The sequence below is a fragment of the Sporosarcina sp. P26b genome (assembly GCF_002743245.1).
Lineage (GTDB): Bacteria > Bacillota > Bacilli > Bacillales_A > Planococcaceae > Sporosarcina > Sporosarcina ureae_C.
Genome location: NZ_PDYW01000011.1, coordinates 24,840 through 44,936, shown reverse-complemented (window position 1 = coordinate 44,936; position 20,097 = coordinate 24,840). Strand labels below are relative to the sequence as shown.

Annotated in this window: 20 protein-coding genes; 9 read left to right on the top strand and 11 right to left on the bottom strand. The window is 39.2% G+C overall.

Annotation, left to right across the window (positions count from 1 at the left end; translation table 11 throughout):
• Positions 1–188 precede the first annotated feature (188 nt).
• The gene (locus CSV69_RS10990; RefSeq protein WP_099693424.1) at positions 189–815 is read left to right on the top strand and encodes a superoxide dismutase; all 627 of its coding nucleotides are present in this window, start codon (positions 189–191) and stop codon (positions 813–815) included.
• Positions 816–961: 146 nt separating this feature from the next.
• Here the strand turns inward: CSV69_RS10990 and CSV69_RS10985 are convergent, their stop codons facing one another.
• The 3 genes from CSV69_RS10985 to CSV69_RS10975 all read right to left on the bottom strand — a co-directional run bounded on the left by CSV69_RS10985 (position 962) and on the right by CSV69_RS10975 (position 3,804).
• Positions 962–1,759 carry an alpha/beta hydrolase gene (locus CSV69_RS10985; RefSeq protein WP_085427103.1) on the bottom strand — a complete coding sequence of 266 codons (798 nt, stop codon included), beginning with the start codon at positions 1,757–1,759 and terminating at the stop codon, positions 962–964.
• Between the two features lie 239 nt (positions 1,760–1,998).
• Complete coding sequence (locus CSV69_RS10980; RefSeq protein ID WP_099693423.1) at positions 1,999–3,345, bottom strand: sodium-dependent transporter; 1,347 nt, start codon at positions 3,343–3,345, stop codon at positions 1,999–2,001.
• Positions 3,346–3,519: 174 nt separating this feature from the next.
• Entirely contained in the window at positions 3,520–3,804 is a 285-nt protein-coding gene (locus CSV69_RS10975) for a KGG domain-containing protein (RefSeq protein ID WP_085427105.1), read from the bottom strand.
• Between the two features lie 238 nt (positions 3,805–4,042).
• Here CSV69_RS10975 and CSV69_RS17050 point away from each other — a divergent pair, with 238 nt between their 5' ends.
• Positions 4,043–4,201 carry a hypothetical protein gene (locus CSV69_RS17050; RefSeq protein WP_199170413.1) on the top strand — a complete coding sequence of 53 codons (159 nt, stop codon included), beginning with the start codon at positions 4,043–4,045 and terminating at the stop codon, positions 4,199–4,201.
• A 38-nt stretch (positions 4,202–4,239) separates the two neighbouring features.
• On the opposite strand, the gene CSV69_RS10970 is transcribed toward CSV69_RS17050, so the two are convergent.
• Both CSV69_RS10970 and CSV69_RS10965 read right to left on the bottom strand, forming a co-directional pair.
• On the bottom strand, positions 4,240–4,974 hold the full coding sequence (locus tag CSV69_RS10970) for a hypothetical protein (RefSeq protein WP_085427106.1): 735 nt from the start codon (positions 4,972–4,974) through the stop codon (positions 4,240–4,242).
• Between the two features lie 19 nt (positions 4,975–4,993).
• Entirely contained in the window at positions 4,994–8,827 is a 3,834-nt protein-coding gene (locus CSV69_RS10965) for a DEAD/DEAH box helicase (protein ID WP_099693422.1), read from the bottom strand.
• Between the two features lie 647 nt (positions 8,828–9,474).
• Here CSV69_RS10965 and CSV69_RS10955 point away from each other — a divergent pair.
• Entirely contained in the window at positions 9,475–9,663 is a 189-nt protein-coding gene (locus tag CSV69_RS10955) for a hypothetical protein (protein ID WP_085427108.1), read from the top strand.
• A 30-nt stretch (positions 9,664–9,693) separates the two neighbouring features.
• Positions 9,694–9,930, top strand: coding sequence for a hypothetical protein (locus CSV69_RS10950; RefSeq protein ID WP_085427109.1), 237 nt, complete (start codon positions 9,694–9,696; stop codon positions 9,928–9,930).
• Between the two features lie 71 nt (positions 9,931–10,001).
• On the opposite strand, the gene CSV69_RS10945 is transcribed toward CSV69_RS10950, so the two are convergent.
• The 3 genes from CSV69_RS10945 to CSV69_RS10935 are packed head-to-tail and all read right to left on the bottom strand — an operon-like array spanning position 10,002 to position 13,336.
• The gene (locus CSV69_RS10945; protein ID WP_099625992.1) at positions 10,002–10,331 is read right to left on the bottom strand and encodes a YunC family protein; all 330 of its coding nucleotides are present in this window, start codon (positions 10,329–10,331) and stop codon (positions 10,002–10,004) included.
• A gap of 39 nt (positions 10,332–10,370) precedes the next feature.
• The gene (locus CSV69_RS10940) at positions 10,371–12,182 is read right to left on the bottom strand and encodes an adenylate/guanylate cyclase domain-containing protein (protein WP_099693421.1); all 1,812 of its coding nucleotides are present in this window, start codon (positions 12,180–12,182) and stop codon (positions 10,371–10,373) included.
• Positions 12,179–13,336, bottom strand: coding sequence for an HD domain-containing phosphohydrolase (locus tag CSV69_RS10935; protein ID WP_233192374.1), 1,158 nt, complete (start codon positions 13,334–13,336; stop codon positions 12,179–12,181). The genes CSV69_RS10940 and CSV69_RS10935 overlap by 4 nt, the downstream gene beginning before the upstream one ends.
• A gap of 121 nt (positions 13,337–13,457) precedes the next feature.
• Here CSV69_RS10935 and CSV69_RS10930 point away from each other — a divergent pair, with 121 nt between their 5' ends.
• The 4 genes from CSV69_RS10930 to CSV69_RS10915 all read left to right on the top strand — a co-directional run bounded on the left by CSV69_RS10930 (position 13,458) and on the right by CSV69_RS10915 (position 17,594).
• A complete protein-coding gene (locus CSV69_RS10930) occupies positions 13,458–13,808 on the top strand; it encodes a DUF3307 domain-containing protein (protein WP_099693420.1) in 351 nt (116 codons plus the stop codon).
• A gap of 185 nt (positions 13,809–13,993) precedes the next feature.
• Positions 13,994–15,328 (top strand): type I glutamate--ammonia ligase, encoded by a 1,335-nt coding sequence (gene glnA / locus CSV69_RS10925; RefSeq protein WP_085427113.1) that lies wholly within the window; start codon positions 13,994–13,996, stop codon positions 15,326–15,328.
• Positions 15,329–15,470: 142 nt separating this feature from the next.
• Complete coding sequence (locus tag CSV69_RS10920) at positions 15,471–17,045, top strand: amidohydrolase (RefSeq protein WP_085427114.1); 1,575 nt, start codon at positions 15,471–15,473, stop codon at positions 17,043–17,045.
• Positions 17,046–17,099: 54 nt separating this feature from the next.
• A complete protein-coding gene (locus CSV69_RS10915; protein WP_099693419.1) occupies positions 17,100–17,594 on the top strand; it encodes a TspO/MBR family protein in 495 nt (164 codons plus the stop codon).
• A 37-nt stretch (positions 17,595–17,631) separates the two neighbouring features.
• Here CSV69_RS10915 and CSV69_RS10910 read toward each other — a convergent pair whose 3' ends face one another.
• Positions 17,632–17,874 (bottom strand): hypothetical protein, encoded by a 243-nt coding sequence (locus CSV69_RS10910; protein ID WP_099693418.1) that lies wholly within the window; start codon positions 17,872–17,874, stop codon positions 17,632–17,634.
• Positions 17,875–17,954: 80 nt separating this feature from the next.
• On the bottom strand, positions 17,955–18,935 hold the full coding sequence (locus CSV69_RS10905; protein WP_085427117.1) for a YsnF/AvaK domain-containing protein: 981 nt from the start codon (positions 18,933–18,935) through the stop codon (positions 17,955–17,957).
• Positions 18,936–19,098: 163 nt separating this feature from the next.
• Between CSV69_RS10905 and CSV69_RS10900 the strand changes: the two genes are divergently transcribed.
• The gene (locus CSV69_RS10900) at positions 19,099–19,506 is read left to right on the top strand and encodes a YugN family protein (protein ID WP_085427118.1); all 408 of its coding nucleotides are present in this window, start codon (positions 19,099–19,101) and stop codon (positions 19,504–19,506) included.
• 45 nt (positions 19,507–19,551) lie between these two features.
• On the opposite strand, the gene CSV69_RS10895 is transcribed toward CSV69_RS10900, so the two are convergent.
• A complete protein-coding gene (locus CSV69_RS10895; RefSeq protein WP_085427119.1) occupies positions 19,552–19,878 on the bottom strand; it encodes a hypothetical protein in 327 nt (108 codons plus the stop codon).
• Positions 19,879–20,097: the final 219 nt, after the last annotated feature.

Sequence of the window (20,097 nt, the reverse complement as noted above, 5' to 3'; positions counted from 1 at the left end):
AAGTCTTTTAATATTAATTAACTAAAGCTTTTAATTTGAATTCACGTCAGGTCTTTCGACTCATTTACTAATTTTTTTACAGAAAAGCCTTGCAAAAGTTTCTATTCTTTATTAATGTTGCCCTAAGGAAACATTATTTCCTTAGGGCAACTTTTAACGTTTTCTATAGTTTCTTTGGAGGTGAAAATTTGAAGCCATTTGTTCTTCCTGCTTTGCCTTATGCAGTAGACGCTCTGGAACCGTATATCGATGCACGTACATTGGAGATTCACCATGGCAAACATCATCAGACGTATGTCAATAACTTGAATGCGGCACTAGAAAATCAAGAAGAGTTGCAATCTCAATCTCTTGAAACCATATTGACTGATCTCAGTCAGGTACCTGAAGAGATACGCACTGCTGTTCAAAACAACGGTGGTGGACATTACTGTCACAGCTTATTCTGGGAATCTATGACGCCAAAAAGCAAAGGTGAACCTTCAGCAGATATTAAGAGAGAAATCGATAAGTATTTTACTACATTTGATAACTTTCAAGATATCTTGACTAAAGCGGCGATCAGTCGCTTCGGCAGTGGATATGGCTGGTTAGTGCTAAATGACGGAGAGCTAGAAGTCATGAGCACGCCAAACCAAGATACGCCATTGAAGGATGGTAAAACTCCATTACTCGTCATCGATGTCTGGGAACATGCTTATTATTTAGCGTATCAGAACCGCCGCCCCGAATTCGTACGAAATTGGTGGCATACTGTGGACTGGGACGTTGTCAATGAGCGTTTCATCCAAGCTGGTAAAACAGCGGCAAAGTAAATTTTTCTTCTTTCCTTATCTCCAGTTTTATCCTACATTCCAATTTAGGGCTGCTTATCCGCGGAAACGGGTAAGCAGCCCGCCTTTTATTCATTAAAAACACCTCCCGCAATTCTCTTAAGCGGGAGGTGTTTATCAATTTATAGTTACAATGCAAGTTGCTTTACTCTATTTCTTTCAAGCCACGTCAAGCTTTTATCAAACAATTCATTTTCAAAAGAATAGCTTGAAAATGTATGATCAGCCTGTTCAATATATTGTTCTATTACACGCTCTCCGTTCAAGCGCTTATTGAGTGAGTTGACGTATCGTCTCGTATGTTCTTTTGATATTTGTTCATCTTCTTTTGCATGAACAATATGCACAGGTCCCATAAATGAACGAATCGCTTCGATAGGTTGATGTCTTTTCAAATCTTTAAGGAAAGTTTGGCTGATCATAAATCCGTGATAGTCATGACTGCCTTGCCTTGAAATTTCATGAACTGCTTTCGGTCCAAGAATTCCCGTTATATCTTCGTATGGTGTACCTACCGGTGACCAGAGAATCAGTTGTTTAATCCGTGAATCACTCGCTGCCGTCAGCGACGCAACTGCCCCTCCCATACTGTGCCCTACTAATGAAATTTGTTGTTTATCTATACCGCGAATCGAACTTAAATAATCTACGACATCCTGTACTTCTTTTAATTGATTGGTCAATGTTACATCTGCATAATCTCCGTCACTTTCGCCACACCCGCTAAAGTCAAAGCGGAATACCCCATATCCACGCTCAATGAAATAACGGGCGGCTTTAACAAATAGACGATGTTCCCCTACTTTACTACCTACAAACCCATGGATAAATATAAGCAACGGTATAGCTTCTTCTCTATATTCAGGCAGATGCAACGCACCCGACAAATTGTTTTCCCCAGAACGAATCGTAATATTCTTTTGCATTTCTTCCACACTCCAGTCAAAATATATTATTCCAACATGTTTAATAGGTATTATACAATTAAGATACCTATTAGTCAAATCAATCCATTGGAAACTCTCATTCTTACACAGAAAGAGACTCCCCTAGTAGGAAGTCTCTATAGTATATTAAAATGAGTAATTAGTGAGTGGATTGGGATTTCCGTTTTAGAGCAAACACATCTGCCTGGAACGCAGATCAACGGAGCCTTAACATTCACTTACTTCACAATCCCAAGCGTATTCAAGAACACCACAATAATCGTCAACGGCACTATCCACTTCATCAAAAAGTGCCAGAGCGGATAAAAACCTTTAGACTGCGTATGGTACTGTGTAAACTCATCACGGACCAACAACTGGTCCATCTTGCGAACAATAAATAACGCAATCAACAAACAACCTGCCGGAAGTAAAATATTACTGACCAAATAATCTGTCGCATCAAAAATACTCTTATCAAATATCAGGAAACCTGACAATGTACTGGACGATAAGGCAGAAGGAATAGCTGCGATGAATACAACTGCACCAATCAACCATGTCACGGATTTACGCGACCGCTTGCCACTCGCCGTCATCGCCGCCACAATAATCTCATACAAACTAAATGATGACGTCAATGTAGCAAAGAGGAATAAAATTAAAAACAATGCTAAAAATACTTGACCGAGCGGTAACTGAGAGAACACTGCTGGCAACACCATAAACAATAATTCAGGTCCTGCAGCTGGTTCTTGACCAAATGCAAATACTGCTGGAAAAATGGCCAGACCCGCAAGCAAAGATACAAATAAATTCATGCCAACAACAGAAGTTGCAGATGAAGTCAGGCTAACGTCTTTTTTCAAATAGGAACTATACGTTACCATGCATGAAAATCCTACTGCCAATGAGAAGAAGGACTGTCCAAGTGCATACAATACAGAATCTCTAGTAATACCGGAGAAGTCAGGCTTTAGGAAGAAAGAAACACCTTCCATTGCACCCGGCAACGTCAACGATCGAATAACTAAAATAATAAAAAATACAAATAATAAAGGCATCATATACTTGTTCGCTTTTTCAATACCGTTTTGTACGCCTGAAGATACGACCAATATATTAATAATCGTAAAGAGAAGCAAGCCAATCAAAGTCGTTAGTGGTGAACCGACGATCGAGCCAAATTGTTCTGAGTAGGAAGCACCTTCACTAATAATTTTACCACCAATAGATAATCCGCTATACACGAACACCCAACCACCGACTACACTATAGAAGGATAATAAAAGAAAACACCCTGCCACACCGAGCTTACCTATCCAGGACCACGCACCAGTCGGCGCTAGTTTTTTATACGCACTAATTGCTTCTTTACCCGAACCGCGTCCAATAATGAATTCAGAGATCAACATAGGTAAACCGATCAAAATTGTAAACACGACGAATAACAGGAAGAATGCTCCGCCACCACTCATACCTGTAACATAGGGGAACTTCCAAATTGCCCCTAGGCCAATTGCTGCACCTGCTGAAGACATAATAAACCCAAGCTTAGAAGACCATTGTTCTTTTCGTTGTTCCATATTCTCCCCCATTTCCTTTACTTCTGCATATAACAGTTATACTGTACTGCATCATTAGAAACAAGAGTAGATTTATATAGTTGATAGTTATACACAATAAAAATAGACATACCCGAATCGAAATGACCGCTTCGGATATGCCTTTTTTTATTGAAAATCTTCCTGCTCATTTATTTAACTCATACTTTTATTTTGCTGGGCTCTCGCTTCTCCGCCCTTACGCCCAATTTTTTCATAGAAATTTTTATCGTGTTTCTCTGAAGTTGCTTTTCCACCTTTACGTCCAATTTCTTTGTAAAACTCACTACTATGTTTCTGGGCTGTGGCTTCCCCGCCTTTACGTCCAATCTGTTCATAGAATTCTTTATCGTGTTTTTTAGAGGTTGCTTGACCTCCTTTACGTCCTGCCTCTTCCAAAGACATTTTCTTTTCTTGATCGGTGTTATGTTGGTTAGCCATATATAGTATTCCTCCTAGTATTCGTTTTACGAACCGTAATGCTTAATGCATATATTCCCAATCCGCTACGTACTAAACACTAGACGACTAAATAAGCCTTTTTTCGATAGAAAGGCTTATGGAATGGAATTCATCATTTTTTAAGGTTATCGACTAAATTGATCTTCAACTATGCGTATAACTTTTCAATTTTGATCCAACTTACTTAAGAAGGTATCAACAGAAGGGAGAATCAGATATGGGAAGAGATGAACACAAAAAAGGAAGTAATTCTGCCGGTTCATTACCACAAACGCCAAAGAACCAGACGATTGCCCCGAAAGACATGAAAGAAGAAATGTCAAAAGAACTTGCTGAATTACGTAAAGCTCCTACTCAACAGAAAAAACGTAAATGATAACAGCAAAAAGACCGGGAAAATTTCCCCGGTCTTTTTCATTTTCGAAGAGGAGCTTGTTCATCGATGATCTGCTCCAAACATTCGTCCCACTCTTCCGTTAATGTATTCCACACCCTAGTAAAGTACTTCTTTTCCGAACGATCATAAAGATAAAATTCTATACAAGGGATCAATTGACTATCTAAAATTTGTGGTATCTCTATCTTATCAATAACCTTCTGAAGCGTGCCCTCGGCTGTTTCAGCATCGGCCGCGAGAAGTGCTATGCGCAACTGATCATCAGTTAACGCTTGCGCTTTGCTTGAATACTTCTTCGCTAATCGAAATTCTTTAACTTTTGCTGTAAAGATCTTTTCAGGTTGCTGACATAAAATCGAATTATGATACGCACTATAGTAAAACTTGTTTTCTTCCTTTTTAGGTGGATGTTCGTAAACACCTGCTTGCAATTGTTTTACACCGATACTCGTCAGCTCAACATTTTCTTTTCGCCATTCGATCATCCGTGAAGCTTCCATTTTGCTAAATAAATTCTCAACAAATAGCGGCTCGACCGCAAGAAATTCTGCGATTTTCTTTGATTCAGACACTTCTAGTCGTTGAATCGTCAGCAATATCATTTTCATTAATATATCCATAGTTGTACGTTTACTCGTTGTGTAGGGTATATTGATGAGCTCAACCGGCAATCCCCAGCTGTCTGATTGTTGTATTTGGATATCGGGCTGTCGTTGCAATTCTTGCTGCAACTTTTTTCGAATCGAATCCATCTACTCACCCTCCTTGCATCTATTCTATTTTACGTAATCCACCTTGACGTTCTACTACTTCCCTCAACTGTTTATACATATCTCGCGTCGTGGAATTCTTTGTTCTGACGGTGAACATCTCGGAACTACCGACAATAATCAGCAACTCTCGCGCTCGCGATAATGCCACATTCAATCGTCGATAGTCTTTGGCGAATCCAATATCTCCACTTTTTTCTCCATGGTTTCTGACGAAGCTCAATATAATAATGTCCATTTCCATACCTTGAAATTTATCTACCGAACCGGTGCGACAATGCAATTGTTTCGGACGAATCTCTTGCTGAATAAGTCGGTCAATCCGCTTCACTTGTTCTCCATAAAAACTAATTACACCTACACTTTTCTTTTCATCAGGTTTCATCAAGCCATCTTTTTTAGCATTTTCCGTAGCCTGTTCAATATCGAGCAATGTATCTTGAATGATAGTGAGTTCCGCTTCATTGAAACGACTTGTTCCGCCTTTGACTTGCGCTTCGAAAAATGACGGTGTATTAGGTGTATCCAACCATAGTAAATGATCTTTTCTTGTGATGTTATTGCTGTCTAGAAGGTGATCTCGTAATTCATCTGAGTTGGGAAGTCCACATTGTAATTGATAGTTACCTTCTTTATAGAACGGTGCGATTGTAGCCATAATCTTTTCATGCATACGATACTGAATACTGAGCATCGTTTTATTTTGTTTTGGCAACGTTCGGAATAGGCGTTCAAATAATGATTCATTGAGTAACTTTTTCATTTCTCGTTGCACTTCTGGATCTTTTTGCTGATCCACTAGTTCATCCATCGTTTCTTGCCCTACTAGTGGCGGCAACTGGTGATGGTCGCCTACCAAAATAACTTTCTTACCTTTTAACATCGGCAATAGTAATTCTGGCGGTGTTGCTTTTGATACTTCATCAATAATGACTACATCGAAGACCGGGTATTCATCCATAAACTTCTTGGAAGCCGATGCGACACATGTGGTACCAATTACATTTGCATGATCGATATAAAGCTTACGGATTTCATCTAGATCATAGTCATTGGCCTCTTGTAGTAATTCTTCCCACTGCTCTTGCAATTCCTGAAGGATGGGTAGTTGTTGTTGTTCTTTCGCTACTTCTGCTTGCTGCGGTTCGGCTTGCGTTAGCACTTTTTCTACATTTTCAAGTTGCTCTTTTATATCCGGTTTTAATTGAACCGCAAGCTCTTCTATCTCCTGCTGTCGTTGATGTTGTTCATCTGTCAATTGCTGTGTTTTTCGCTCTACTACTAGGACTTCTTCCATTTCTGCTTCTAACTTTTGTTTTGCTTGGGAACATTTTAGTTCTGATGTAGTGATAGTTGCAGTTAATTGTGTTACTTTTTTTATTTGTTGCCTGCATTCAACTATCATCGTCTCCAACTGATTAATTTCCTCTGTCAATTGACTTTCTTCCCACTGCTTTTCAGGCAGCTCATTTTTTTGCAACCATTCTTTGATTCGTCCTTCTACTTCTGTTTGCTTAGAATGTAGTGCTTGTTTATGTTCGTCTTTTCGCTGTATCTCCAGTTGTGTTTTTTGAAGTTCATGCTGCAAAAACCGTAGAATTTCATGCTTCACCTCTGCAAAAACTTCCTTTACGGAGTGGACTTTCTGTTGCTGAAGTTCTATTCCTTTTGCCCGAACAATTTCTTCTTTACCGTAAAACAGTGACATGCCTTGTGCAATCTTTTGCAGTACTTCTGTTTTAGCAGATGAAATTTCTTTATTTTGTAGCACCTTTTTCGTCGTAGGATTGATTAAAAACTTACCTAAACGATCAATCATGTCATGCATTTCCTGAATGGTTTTGAAGTTTTCGGTTGACCGCTTATCAATAGTCTCTACTGGGTAACGATGCGTTTGTAAAAGAGACTGTGTTTTATTGATAGCTGTCTGAAAACGCTCATGAAGTTCTTTCCATTCTTGAAATTCATAGGAATACTCTCCACTTTCGATCGATTTGATAATTTTCTGTAAGTCGTTATTTCGTAACGTAATATGAATAGGTAAATCAATATGATTTACAGATAGTACCGTTTGAATATCTTTCATTTTCGTTTGTGACAGCACTTCACTATAGGTTTCTTCTAGCATTTGTTTCATACTAGGTAGTTCTTGTTTCTCTTCCTTACTTTTTTGTATGGCTTCAGTATTATTTTGTAATTCGGACTGCAATTTGATATATGTTTGTGCTTGTATTAGTAGTTGCTGTTCGTTCGACCACTTTTCTACTTGAGCTAATAATTCCACTTTACTTGGCTCAGATTGCAATTGTTCTCGCAATAGTTGTATTTCTTCTGTACGTCGCGCTAGATCACTTTCTATTTGTTCGACTATCTGTTGTTTTTGAGATAGCCGACGAATGGCTTGATCGAGCAGTGATTTTCGAGAGAAGTATTCAGATTTCAGCTTTTTTAACTTCTCTTGTACTATACTTTGTACTTTTAGTTGTTCGGTCAATGAAAGTTTTAATTCAGTGTTTTGTATGATCAGTTCTGATAATTGATCTGCTCGCTTTTGTAATTCTATATCTTTTGTTCGATAAACTGCACGTGTCGCCTGTACCGTTTCAATCGTTTCATTTCTCCAATGTAACGCAACATTTTCTTCCATGAAGCGTTTTCCCTCTTCTTCAATACTTTCTGATCGTCCATAGCGTAAAATGCGTGTCGCTGGATCTGTAAGTAATCGCCCGAGTGCATTATCCACTGCGAGATTTGATTGGGAAGCGACAAGTGTCCGCAAGCCGGCTTTGACATTCTGATAGCAAATCTCGGAAATCACTGTCGTTTTTCCTGTGCCTGGTGGACCTTGGATTACAAATAGATCATGTGCTTTCATCGCACCTGAAACGGCTTCTTGCTGGAACTCATTTAAATTATTATGGAATTCCAGTTGTGGCTGTTTATTAGTAATCTGCACGACAGGCCGTTCTTCAAATAAAACCCTCTCTAGATTCGCATTGGCTGCAAGTCCATCCTGCAAATCCTTGAAACCTTTACGTAACCGACGAATCTGACTCAATTCAGCAAAGTTCGTCAGCACTATACTTTTATTACGCGTGGGCAACCATTGTTCAGATCTAGCTTTCTTTTGAAACCGCTGATTCAATTCCACTACAATGATTTTTTGACCCTTTTGCGCATCAACAACTTGTCCAATATCAGTAGATAGCTCGTTCATTTTTACACTAAACCCGCGAAGTTGCTTCCAGTTTTTCGTTTGCAAATCATTGCATTGAAGACGCAACTTTGTGAAATCACTAGTGAAACTAGCTTGGGTAAATGTACAATTGATATCTTCTACATCCGCATTTTTCTCCGCTATTTGCAGATATCCTTCCCAGCTTTCAATTCGCTTTTTAACATATTCTGAGCGTTCTTCTGCAACGGGTAATTGGCGCAATTTCGTATAGAATTCGATTGGAATTGCTACTCCAGATCGATTTAATCGGAACTTAATTGCCGTATGTAGTCGACGATTCGTCTGAACTGGCTCTCTTGCACCCCTGACATGAAATCCGGTTGCTAGCAGACCATCCGGTTTCAGTACACATTCCATGACTGCAACACGTTGTTGTACTTCTTTGGCGAATCTTTTATTTGTTTTCGGATCAAAAAACAACGCATAGGATTGGTTCCCCATACGATTCTCAGGCTTCTTCTCAATATGTATATCAAAAGTAGACTCTGAAGAAACAAAAGCCTCCTCACTTAAAAACCACTGTTCTAAACCTTTTCGTGCATTTTTCGTTATTTCAAGACTGCAAGGTATCATTTCTATATTTTGTACTGGACTCATAATAGTAAATTCTCTTTTACATAGGGCTTTACTTCAGCAAGATCATTCATCGTGCTTCTCCCTGTTAATCCCTTGTTCAAAGCTCTCACCTCAGTCCTCTATTATAGATCATAAGTACATTAACCGCGAGTTATAAAAAACTTTAAAAAGATTTTAAATTAATTTTAAAAAAGATGTTTAGGAATGGTTTACCTGGGTATACTATATATACAAGGCAAACTGAAGGAACTAGTTAGAGAAGTTAAGCTACTAGATCTGGAAGAGATGCACAGCCTTGGCGGAAAATTTTTCTTTACTGGCAATTGGTACACTCGGTTTGGGAATCTGTTTTTAAGGTTCCAACAGAAGGACAGGTTTACCAGGCAATGCGAAAGAAGTTTTTTGTGTAAGTGCACGTGAAATACCTGCTTCAAAGAAGTTAAGCAGTGTAAGATGCAACATGCATACGACGAGCGTACAATGTTATTTCGTCAGTATGGAGTAATCGCAACATAAAATTTTCCGCATAGTAAGAAAAGAACAGTCAGCAGTCGAGAGTTTTCGATTGCTGGCTGTTCTTTGTTTCTTCGCCTTTGCGTTATTTGTTTAGCATGAATGGAAACTGGGAAAACAAATCAATAAGAAACAATAACGAGGAGGAGCACTTTATGAAAAAGAGAATGGCTTTAACAGCAATCGGTTTAGGTGCAGCCTATTTGATGCGTAACAAAGACGCACGCGACAAATTATCACGCCAATTCGATGAATTTAATGACACACCTATGCGTGGTGAACGTAAAGACCACAATCAAAAACCTGCACCGAATAAAGGATTATTAGGTCGATTTTTAGACTAACTTAACTAGACAGCAAAGGAGCGGATCGTCATGAGTAAAGAGAAAAAAGTATTTACAGAAAAAGACCGCCAAGATGCAAAAGGCGGCTATATGGACAATCCTGAAAATTTAAAGACTGATAAAGAAAGTATTTACGATATGCATGAGGATATGCAGACTGTAGATGCTATTCCATTAGAAGATGTGCGTATGGAAGAGGAAGAAGAAAGAAATCATCGTGAGACGAAAGACAATTCGTCTAGCGAAGAGAAATACGATAATAAATAACTGTCTTGTGTATGAGTAATACTTTAATTGTATAAAGAAAAATGGCGCCCTAATTAATTAGGCGCCATTTTTCATGTCATTTTCAATAAGGCTTCTGAACCGATCATACCTGCAGAAATACCATATTGTTCAGCTTCAAGTGTTACCGATTCTAAAGGTGCAGCGAGCAGCTGTTCAATCGTTTTCACTCCTACCGCGCGTCCTGCAATAATTTTACGATCCGCCAAGACACTGTTTAGCAAACCTACATCTAGGGCACCGCACATAATATACCCTTTGTCATTTGAAACTGTAAGTAGCGTAGTTTTAGGCAACTTCACTGTGACTGCTTGAAATGACTGTCCATCAATAGATATACTTTGGTGTTCAATCAAGACACCCACCCCTTTCTTTATCAGCATATGTAGAATCGTTCAAAATGTGAAAGTAAAAAAGACACCTTACGCACTAAGCACGTCTGGTGTCTTTCCGTCTATAATAAATCGCACAAGCTGTATTTCTTCTTCAAAGCCATTTAGTTTTGCTGTAAAGAATTCACTTTTCAGTTCAGCAATTTCAGGTCGCTCATTAATTAGCCTTTCATATACATCATGATGAATGAGTAAATCGCCACCTTTGCTCTTGTCTTGAATGCGAGCTGCTTTATTAACAGTACCTCCAAAGTAATCCAATAAATCATTCGCGTTTACTGCAATAACAGAGCCTGTATGGAAACCAACTTTGATTTGGACTGGCTGTGATAACTTTTCATTTAAATTGTGTATGCCTTGTTGTATAGCGAACGCTGCCTTAAACGAGTCGAATTCATTCGTAAATGCGCCCATTACTGAATCCCCTATAGTTTTGACGATCGTTCCTTTGTGTTCCCTTATACACTTCATCAAGTATTCAAAATGCTTTTGAACATCAGAGTAAGCTTTTGCATCTCCAATCTGTTCATATAGCTTAGTAGAGTCCTTTAAGTCGGTGAATAGAATAGACATATGTCCAACGCCAATTTGAAGACCTGGGGCCAATACTTCTGTTCCAAGTAAATCACGGAACAACTGAAGAGAAGTAGCTTCCCGTGCAGTTAGTGCATCATCATTCCAGTTCCGTTTTTCGAAGACGACTACAATTTCTTTATCGGTTTCATTCTGAATTGTAAATTGCTTTGCATAGGAAACTGATTCTTGAATAAATCCTTCTGATGTATAGGTAATGTCCGCGGATTCAGACATTCCGCCTGTTATCTCTAAACTGTCATTATATTTCAATACCCGACATCTAAGTTTTTCATCAAATTCCGGCCAACGGATTGTTTTATTGGTATGGGGAGAAATTCTGAATTGACCCAGTACATGAGGTGTTTTTATAGGACCATTAATACAATAACTCGTATGATCAACTTTTCGAATAGCTGCATTCACATGGAATTTCATTTCGACATAGCGATCAAAGTCCAATTCATAATCGACACCACATAATTCACAGTGAACCGTGTTTGTCATTTGCTTTAACGCAGCAGCTTTTCCTTTGGGCACACGGCAATTCGGGCACATTAGACTCCAGTCATAATCCAGCAGCCCCGCCGCATTTGCTAATAAAAACAGCTCAACTGATGCAAAACGGTCAAAATGATGAATTCTCGCCCAATGATATGGTTGCATTTCGGTCACCATTTCATCCGAACCGTTGCGAATTGTTTTTTCCAATGCATCAATCATTTCTTTAGTAGAAAACGAGTCTCTTAATAATGAAATCGCATGATCTAAGCGTGTAGATTCAAGATCAATCTTCATTTTCCCAAGTGGCTTTTCTTTCCCTTTATATTTTTCAAACTCCATAGCGTACGTAATCATATTTCGCAGTTGCGGATAGACTATGGCTCCCAGTGCTATTGGACCGAGAATATTTCGACAAACGAAATCTCCATGTAAAATGATTTTCGTCTTCTCTTCAGGTAACGGCTCGAGTCGAATACTCCAAAAAACGGTATCAAAAGGCCCTTTTATATATTTACGCTCTACCGAGTAGTGTGAATATCTAACCCATTCAAAAACGTATTCTTTCCATTTCAACGGTATCATATTAAAAACAGAGGCATCTGCATAACGAATGAGTTGTTGATCTTCTTCAATAAACTGATTGAAGTTAACTGGAAACATACCTGCATACTTATTTAACTCATTTGTGTTAGCTAACAACTCCCATACCACGCTAGGCGACAAATCCACTACTTGCTCATCACGAAAATGCATAGTTTTTCTCATAGTAACTCTTCACTTCCATCTACAAATTCATCACGTATGGCGATGAATTGATCTAAATTCTCTAAGAATATATCAACGAGTCGCCCATCAAATTGTTTATACCGTTCTTCTTTCATATACGCGATAATTTTTTCAAGTGGCCAGGCCTTTTTGTACACTCGGTCACTTCCCAATGCATCAAATACATCTGCCACCGCAGTAATACGACCATATATATGAATGTCATCCGCTTGTTTACCAGCAGGATAGCCTTTGCCATCCCATCGTTCATGATGTTCATTCGCAATAATTGCAGCGATTTTCAGTAATTCACGCTTTGACTTCTTGAAAACATTATGACCAATTGTCGTATGCTGTTTCATCATTTCAAATTCTTGTTCGGTTAATTTCCCAGGTTTCAATAAAATACTGTCAGGAATTGCGACTTTCCCAATATCATGCATCGGGGAAGCGTATTTAAATTTTAATGCTTCCGTTTCCGAAATTCCTGAAAGACAAGCCAATAAATATGAATATTTGGCTACCCTCTTCACATGAAAGCCTGTTTCCTGCGAACGACTTTCTCCAATTTCCCCCATGCGAACAATAATTTCTTTTTGCGTTTCGACTAATTCGTTTCGCAAGATGAAGGCTTCTAGTGATTTTCCTGTGAAATTCGAAGCAATCTTTAACACTTCTAAGTCTTCGTTGGAAAAAATTTGTGTTTCTGTTTGTTTATTGATGGCTTGAAACGCACCAATAATTTCCCCTTCCGCGTTATGAAAAGGAATACAGAGAATAGAAGTCGTATGATATCCTGTTTCTAAATCAACTGTACGATTAAATCGATGATCTGAGTATGCATCTTCAATTATGAGTGCTTCCCCAGTCTTCACACAATGGCCAACAAATCCACTATCGTCTGGGATACTAATTGTTTTAACGCCATGACCGCCGACAGTCCATAGTATTTTTTCATTGGCTTCATGTAACCAAACAGAACAACGATCTGCTGCTACAAGTTCTTTGCCTAAATCCGCTAGATTCATAACCATCTTTTTTATATCCGTTTCAACTGATATTTTTGTCATATATTCAAAAATGACCGCTAATAAGCGATCTGAATTTGATCCATTTATTTTATTATTCGTAAATGCATTGGATGAAGCTGGCAAATTCACTGCCCCCTTTAGAAAAATAATTGATTTATCTTTCCCCTATATATGTTAATATTATCATGATATAGACATAAAACATAGTTACTTCGTTTCATATTTAGTATTGGAAGTCCACCAAATGAATCTATTTACTTACTTACTACTTGGTCATCTAGTCGGAGATTATTTATTGCAGAACACTTGGATGGCCATGAATAAAGCGAATAAGTGGATTCCTTTATTAACGCATTGTGTACTTTACACACTTTCATTGGTGGCGGCCATGGTCGTTGGCGGGTTCTCCTTAAGCTATTTAGCTATAGCCATAATCTTTGTCAGTCATGTTTTTTTGGACAAACGTACTTTTGTCTTATGGTGGGTCAGAATCATTATGGGAGTCCATAAACCAGAAGGAAACTGGCTGACGATTTTAGTCGACCAGGTTTTCCATTTATTAGTTATAGGTGCAATTATCCATATTCTATATTAGGAAAATAGTATTTATTTACAAGTTCTCAAATTGAGGGCTTGTTTTTTTGTCTAAAACAAGAACTTAAGTCTTATATTTATTTCAAAATCTAGTTAATAACTCTTGTAATCTGTCTCCCTGCGCATTATTATAGAAAAATGTTACGAAGAAGATTCGTTTCAAACAATCATAAGGAGTGTGGCCAGATGGGAAGCATTACAAGAGAAGACGTTTATCGATTCGTGAAAGAAAAGAATGTGAATTTCATCCGTCTTCAGTTTACTGATATTTTTGGCATGATTAAGAATGTAGAGATTCCAATCAGCCAGCTTGAAAAGGCTCTGGATAATAAAATGATGTTTGACGGGTCTTCTATCGAAGGTTTTGTACGGATTGAAGAATCTGATATGTATCTAGTACCTGACTTAGATACATGGATGGTATTCCCATGGCCCTCTGGTACGGGTCGTGTAGCCCGCTTAATTTGCGACGTCCATTTAGCGAACGGCGAGCCCTTTTCTGGAGACCCCCGTGGGAATTTAAAGCGAATTATAGCAGAAATGAAAGAACTCGGCTTCACTGATTTCAATCTAGGACCCGAACCTGAATTTTTCCTTTTCAAATTGGATGCTAATAAACAACCAACGATGGAGCTCAATGATCATGGTGACTATTTTGATTTGGCACCCATGGACTTAGGTGAAAACTGCCGACGTGATATTGTGTTAGAACTTGAGGAATTAGGATTTGAAGTGGAAGCTTCCCATCATGAAGCAGCACCAGGACAACATGAAATTGATTTTAAATATGCAGATGTATTAACAGCTTGTGATAATATACAAACCTTTAAACTGGTTGTCAAAACGATAGCACGTAAACATGGTCTACACGCTACGTTCATGCCTAAGCCTTTATACGGTGTTAGCGGTTCTGGAATGCATTGTAATGTTTCCCTATTTAAAGATGGAGAAAATGTCTTTTTTGATGAAGGAGGCGAGCGTAAATTAAGTGAAACGGCTTATCAGTTCATGTCTGGTGTTCTAGATCATGTCCGCGGTTTCACTGCTATTACAAATCCGACTGTTAACTCTTATAAACGCTTAGTTCCTGGCTACGAAGCGCCTTGCTATGTTGCCTGGTCTGCACAAAACCGCAGCCCTTTAATACGTATCCCTGCATCACGTGGAATGAGCACACGTGTGGAAGTCCGTTCTGTTGATTCGTCCGCTAACCCCTACTTAGCGTTAGCCGTTATTTTAAAAGCAGGACTCGATGGTATTAAGCGAAAACTTACTCCACCAGCTCCTGTTGATCGCAACATTTATGAAATGAAGTCTGAAGAGCTTAAAGAACATGGCATCGACACATTGCCTACCGATCTCGATCATGCGCTCATTGCGTTATCTGAAGATCCAATTATTCAAGATGCACTGGGTTCCCATATCTACGCGAACTTTAGTGAGGCTAAGCTTCAAGAATGGGAGAGCTATCGTATTACGGTACACCCTTGGGAACTCGAACGATATATGAAGATGTATTAAGTTAGTAGCACGATAATAGAATATGAACTAAAGTAAACGGCTGTATGTACAGCCGTTTTTTAATTGCATAAACTAGTTAAAATCAGTTCTATTGTTCATTCATCCTAATCGGTTTACTATAGAAAGAAAAGGAGATTTCTATATGACAACAATTTGGTTTAATGCACTCTTTTATACGATGCAAAATGAAGGACATACAATAGATGCTTTACTAACGAAAGACGGAAAAATCATAGCAACTGGTTCCTATGATGAACTGAAAGGTCAAGCCGACAAACAAATAGATTTGAACGGTGCATTTGTTTATCCGGGATTTATCGATAACCATATGCACATTATTGGGCAAGGTGAGAAGTTGTTACGCCTTGATCTATCCGATACGACTTCTTCAGAAGATATGATGGAGCGACTTTTGAATGCCTATAAAGGATTGCCTGAGAATGAATGGTTCATCGGAGAAGGCTGGGATGAAAATGTTTTTCCTGATAAGAAGATTTTTACTCGCTATGAGTTAGATGCTGTAACGAATTCACCTATGCTATTGAAACGTACTTGTTGGCACGCAGCTATTGTGAACTCCAAGGCGCTTGAACTAGCTGGTATCACCAAAAACACACCCGATCCTGATGATGGCGTTATTGAACGAGATGAAAATGGTGAGCCCACTGGATTGCTAAAGGAAGGCGCGATGCAACGGGTACTCCAGTTATTGCCGAATCCTACAGTGGACTATGTAACGAAAGCGTTGGAAACTTCCGTGGATCACTTACTATCTGTTGGTTTGACAGGTGTTGTAACGGATGACCTAGGATATTACGGACAGTATCAAACACCTTTAAAAGCTTTTAATACCGTACTCGGTGGTGATCGTAAATTCCGTGCTCACTTACTGCGTCACTTTAGCGTGTTTGCAGAGTTAATGGATGATCAAGCTTTCTATAATGCACCATGGATCGAACCGGGTGAGATGAAGTTCTTTATTGACGGTGCTTTTGGTGGCAGTACTGCGCTGTTGAGTGAACCGTATGCCGATCAACCGGATAATGTCGGTACAGCCGTCCTAACCGATGAAGAGCTAGAGAACCACGTTAAAATGGCACGACATTACGGAGAAGCTGTTGCGATACATATGATTGGGGACTTGGCAGTTGAAAAGGCATTGGATGTCATTGAAAAGTATCCCGCACCTGTAGGTAAAAAAGATCGATTTATACATGTCATCTTGTTACGTGATGATTTAGTAGAGAGAATGCAAAAGCTTCCAATCGTTTTGGATATACAGCCTGCTTTCGTTCCTTCCGACTTCCCGTGGATTGGAGATCGACTTGGCATGGATCGTCTAGAATGGGCATATGCTTGGAAAAAACTTCTCGCCAAAGGGTTTATTTGCGGCGGAGGATCAGACGCACCTATTGAAGACCCCAATCCTTTACTAGGCATACATGCAGCCATCACAAGAAGATTGCCGATTGAACAGCACGAAGGTTATTTACCTGATGAAAAACTTACTCGTTTTGAAGCAGTACAATTATTTACTTCAGGCGCTGCAGCTACAATAGATAAAGCTGATTCTCGTGGACTTCTTTCGATTGGATTTGACGCGGATTTCACTGTACTGAAAGAAGATATTTTCACCGTGGCTGTTGATCGTATTACTGAAGTGAAAGTAGCGAAAACTATAGTTGCAGGCGAAGTGATGTATTCAGCGAATATGTAATAACGGTTTAGTAAGTAATGAAAGGGGAAAACTTTCTGAAAAGGAGGTTTTATTTTGGAATTACTTAAAGTACAAGGGCAACTAGATTGGAAGAAACTTACGCGCAATGTGTTGATTCCCGTAGTGGGTGGCTCACTCATTGGATACTTTGCAAACCGCAATACACAGGAGCAGTATGCAAAGTTGGAGAAACCTTCATTCTCTCCTCCCGGTGCCGCTTTTCCGATTGCTTGGACCGCACTCTATACGATGATGGGGGTAGCGAACTACCGCGTAGAAATGAAGCAACAAACGCAGCTGAAGGAAGTTGCCGAGCCATTATATGATATTCAATTGGGACTGAACTTCCTGTGGTCTTTCCTGTTCTTTAAATGGAATTTACGAGGCACAGCTTTGGTAGAGATGACGATTATGTTAGGTGCAATCGCCATGACGGCTTATGAATTCAATAAGATCGACCGTACAGCAGGCGCTTTGATGGTTCCTTATATTGGATGGGTCATGTTCGCATTGACGCTTAATTACTCTACTTGGAAATTAAATAAGTAAACAAAAACGTCCCCGCCACTAACGGCGAGGACATTTTTTATCGTTGATTATAGTGATTTTGATTGTAGTTCATACGTTCAGCAGTCTTATATGCATCGAACATTCCCCAAATCCATACAATTGGATACGTAATGAAACCGATGCCTACAAACATAAGTAAACCGTTGATTCCTTGTAGGATAATAAGAAAAATCCCTTTTAGAATTTGTCCATTATAGATTTGACCAACGCCAGTCCAGAAAAAACTTAGCACGGCGGCAATACCTGGTTGCTTAAACATGTCATCTCCCCTTCCTGGCTATTACTTCTATCTTACATTATGCAGAAAGGGAATGACAAGGCGTTTGCTATCCATCTATTTTAGAAACGGTCTTTGTCCAACTGGTCACCTTGAATATCTACTTCGCCTTCTTTTTCGAAGTGTACTTCTTCACGTTTCACAGTTTCATGGATTGTTTCATTTTCTACAACTTCTCGCTTCTTAAGAATAATCTCTTCCGTGACAACTGGTTTCTTCGTTACTTCTACGCGTTCCTCAGTAATCGGAATACGGATCGTTTCATCATCTTCTCTAAATGCTGTCGCATCGTTAACGTATTGGCTTTCATGACCTATTTCACCATCTACAACAGGTCTGCGTTCAATCGTTACTTCGTCATGTGAAACACTGACATCTACTGATCTAGGTTCTTCTACTACTTCTTTTTCAACACGAATCTCTCCACGCTGTGTTTCATGCTTATCTACTTGAAGACGTTCTTCATGCAAACGTAAACTCTCTTCTTCTGTGTTCTCACCGGATAAAGCATGTTCATTCGTATGAATTGCAGGGTCTACTTCATGATTTTGATGATTAAGTGTTTGATCAGGAAGTGTCTGGCTTAATCTGAAAGCAGGATCTCCGCCGTTCAATTCTTGGTCTGTTACGCTTAAACCGTTCGCTCCAAGATTCACATCTGTACTTTTTCCATCTCTACCGTAGAAGTCTGTGTTGTCCATATAGTGACGGTTTGCTTCGCCGGAATCAACATAGAGCAACATGCCGCCTTGTTCAATTTCCTGATAATACTTCACTGTATCTTCTGTACCGAACTCTAGGCTATCTACCATACGACGTACATGATCTTCTCCGGATACGAATCCCATGAAACGATCCCACCATGAATCGTCGGCTGATTTAATTTCTGCATCTGTACGACTTCTCACCATAGTTAACTGATCTTCATTCTTCACAACTACATAAATATCATCTTCAGGCCATCCTTCTCTTTTCAGCTCGTCCACGCGGTTCATCAATTCTGTTTCATTAAAGTACATTCCAATATATCTATTCTTACCCATTTAAATCTCCTCCTAGTATTTTAGTTAGTTATTTGTAAAATTCGTTTCATCGTCGTGTTGATACTTTTACCCCGGTTGTCGGAATTAAAAACATTTCCGTGTTTTTTTTATGCGATGTATAAATAATTGCTAGTAAGGAATGCTTATAAAAAGGAGTGATTTCATGCTGGAATTAAATACGTCAATCGAAGGCAAACTAGCGTGCTTTGGGACTTTACGGGATAAAGTAGATCAGCACGGTTATCATTTTGGCGGTGGCTGGGATTATGACAAAGGTAGTTTTGATTCCATTCTTCATAGAGAAGGTGGCGAAACGATTTATTTACGTGTTCCGTTCGAAGCACATGACGGTGAATTGGATGATTTTAATACTTCGATCAAGTTCAAAAAACCATATGTGATCAAACATGTGGTCAACTTGGGACTAGAACACGATGATAGTTCTTTGATAAGTGGTTCATTCAATCAGTTCCAAACGCCATTAGATAAAGATGCAGAAATCCGTGATAAGAGTCGCTGGGAAACCGCTGGCGAACTTGCGATTGAAGAAATATTACAGTACTTGGAGTAAAAAATGAGGATCTTCTTGCCGATATTGGCTGAAGATCCTCATTTCTTATTTGATAGTATTTTGTGCTTTTTGATCCATTTCATCTGAACTTAGCACTTTTTTAGGGAATTTTTCGAAGAGCGGTTCGAGTTCACTCATTAACTCTTCTAGTTCCGCGCCTGTATAGAAAAGCGATTCAAAATACTTTGTTTGCCCTTCTGTTTCTGCGATTATTCGAAGTTGTTGCAGAGGTTCTCTGCCTGCTAGGTCCTCGTCTGACATGATGTCTTCTTCTCCAACATAGTCTGTTTGATTGATCCATGATGTTCCTGTTTGGCTAGCCCCGTCAGCAAATGACAGGAGTTCTTCTACGTCTGCCGTTTGTTTTTTCATAGAAACCCCTCACTTTACTCGTTTCCTTTAGTGTTCCCTGTTGATTATTCTTAAAACCCTCTTGCTTGAGACAGAATGTGTTGCGATGGTTAGTTAGTGCAAAGATGTGCTCCTAACGCTTCGCTTTTACTCACAAATTCACTCACTATTCCTACGCACTCTAACTTGAACTAAACCATTTTTAAAAAAGCCCCTGCAATCGTGAGTTCACGACTACAG

Excerpts from the sequence above, each read along its gene's own strand:
- CSV69_RS10985 (WP_085427103.1), bottom strand. The coding sequence starts at position 1,759 with ATGCAAAAGAATATTACGATTCGTTCTGGGGAAAACAATTTGTCGGGT.
- CSV69_RS10980 (WP_099693423.1), bottom strand. The coding sequence starts at position 3,345 with ATGGAACAACGAAAAGAACAATGGTCTTCTAAGCTTGGGTTTATTATG.
- CSV69_RS10975 (WP_085427105.1), bottom strand. The coding sequence starts at position 3,804 with ATGGCTAACCAACATAACACCGATCAAGAAAAGAAAATGTCTTTGGAA.
- CSV69_RS17050 (WP_199170413.1), top strand. The coding sequence starts at position 4,043 with ATGGGAAGAGATGAACACAAAAAAGGAAGTAATTCTGCCGGTTCATTA.
- CSV69_RS10970 (WP_085427106.1), bottom strand. The coding sequence starts at position 4,974 with ATGGATTCGATTCGAAAAAAGTTGCAGCAAGAATTGCAACGACAGCCC.
- CSV69_RS10965 (WP_099693422.1), bottom strand. The coding sequence starts at position 8,827 with ATGAGTCCAGTACAAAATATAGAAATGATACCTTGCAGTCTTGAAATA.
- CSV69_RS10955 (WP_085427108.1), top strand. The coding sequence starts at position 9,475 with ATGAAAAAGAGAATGGCTTTAACAGCAATCGGTTTAGGTGCAGCCTAT.
- CSV69_RS10950 (WP_085427109.1), top strand. The coding sequence starts at position 9,694 with ATGAGTAAAGAGAAAAAAGTATTTACAGAAAAAGACCGCCAAGATGCA.
- CSV69_RS10945 (WP_099625992.1), bottom strand. The coding sequence starts at position 10,331 with ATGCTGATAAAGAAAGGGGTGGGTGTCTTGATTGAACACCAAAGTATA.
- CSV69_RS10940 (WP_099693421.1), bottom strand. The coding sequence starts at position 12,182 with ATGAGAAAAACTATGCATTTTCGTGATGAGCAAGTAGTGGATTTGTCG.
- CSV69_RS10930 (WP_099693420.1), top strand. The coding sequence starts at position 13,458 with ATGAATCTATTTACTTACTTACTACTTGGTCATCTAGTCGGAGATTAT.
- glnA (WP_085427113.1), top strand. The coding sequence starts at position 13,994 with ATGGGAAGCATTACAAGAGAAGACGTTTATCGATTCGTGAAAGAAAAG.
- CSV69_RS10920 (WP_085427114.1), top strand. The coding sequence starts at position 15,471 with ATGACAACAATTTGGTTTAATGCACTCTTTTATACGATGCAAAATGAA.
- CSV69_RS10910 (WP_099693418.1), bottom strand. The coding sequence starts at position 17,874 with ATGTTTAAGCAACCAGGTATTGCCGCCGTGCTAAGTTTTTTCTGGACT.
- CSV69_RS10905 (WP_085427117.1), bottom strand. The coding sequence starts at position 18,935 with ATGGGTAAGAATAGATATATTGGAATGTACTTTAATGAAACAGAATTG.
- CSV69_RS10900 (WP_085427118.1), top strand. The coding sequence starts at position 19,099 with ATGCTGGAATTAAATACGTCAATCGAAGGCAAACTAGCGTGCTTTGGG.
- CSV69_RS10895 (WP_085427119.1), bottom strand. The coding sequence starts at position 19,878 with ATGAAAAAACAAACGGCAGACGTAGAAGAACTCCTGTCATTTGCTGAC.